Here is a 507-nt window from a genome sequence, read left to right on the forward strand (position 1 = left end):
CGTTCAACTAGTGTATCGACTGCCATGACGGCAGGGCCGCCACCGTTAGTGATGATGGCTAAGCGTTCTCCACGCAACGGAACTGAGTGCGTCAGCGTCTCTACCGCAGCAAATAACTCATGCGTATTGCTAACACGCAGCATACCCGTTCTTCGTATCGCAGAGTCATAAATCGCATCGAGCGTATCGCCATCTTGCTGCTCGAACGTATTCATTTCTTTTGAACGACCAGCTTTCAACACCAATATACGACGATTGCGAGAAGCGGCACGGGCTGCGGACATAAATCGTCGTGCATCTTGAATGGAGTCGACATACAACAATATTGCTTCGGTATTGCCATCCATACTCAAATAGTCGAGCAAATCTGCAAAATCAATATCTTGCCCACGACCAATCGAGATAAATGAAGAAAACCCGATATTTTTGTCGTTGGCCCAATCTAAAACCGTGGTACAAACGGCAGCCGATTGAGAGATAAAAGCAATCTTTCCCGGCTTTGCTGCG

The 507-nt window shown here is 47.7% G+C and carries 1 pseudogene; it reads right to left on the reverse strand.

Going from position 1 to position 507, the window contains the following annotated elements:
- Positions 1–507, reverse strand: a pseudogene (locus R7040_RS30250) (protein acetyltransferase); the annotation flags it as partial.

The sequence above is a fragment of the Vibrio sp. 1069 genome (assembly GCF_033340555.1).